The sequence below is a fragment of the Micrococcus sp. R8502A1 genome, from assembly GCF_006704135.1.
Lineage (GTDB): Bacteria > Actinomycetota > Actinomycetes > Actinomycetales > Micrococcaceae > Micrococcus > Micrococcus luteus.
On the sequence record NZ_VIGS01000119.1, the window covers coordinates 1 to 332 of the forward strand.

Here is a 332-nt window from a genome sequence, read left to right on the forward strand (position 1 = left end):
GGACGAGCGGGCGGCCACGACCGTGAGCTTCTACTGCCGGGCGAGGGCGTTCTTCGCCGCCCACGGCATCACCGTGGACCGGGTGATCACGGACAACGGAAACAACTACCGGGCTGCGGACTTCACCGCCAAGGTGGTCTCGCTCGGGGGCCGGCACCACCGGATCCGCCCCTACACCCCGCGCCATAACGGGAAGGTCGAACGCTACAACCGGCTGATGGTCGATGAGGTCCTCTACGCCCGCCCGTATACCTCAGAGACAGCTCGGCGTGAGGCGCTGGCCGTGTGGGTGAACCACTACAACTACCATCGGCCTCATACCTCCTGCGGGG

General features: G+C 66.6%; 1 protein-coding gene. It reads left to right on the forward strand.

All coding sequences use genetic code 11. The annotated features are described in order from the left end of the window. Window positions 1–332, forward strand: a 332-nt coding sequence (locus FLM69_RS11295) for an integrase core domain-containing protein (RefSeq protein WP_141844313.1), incomplete at both ends; no start/stop codon positions are given.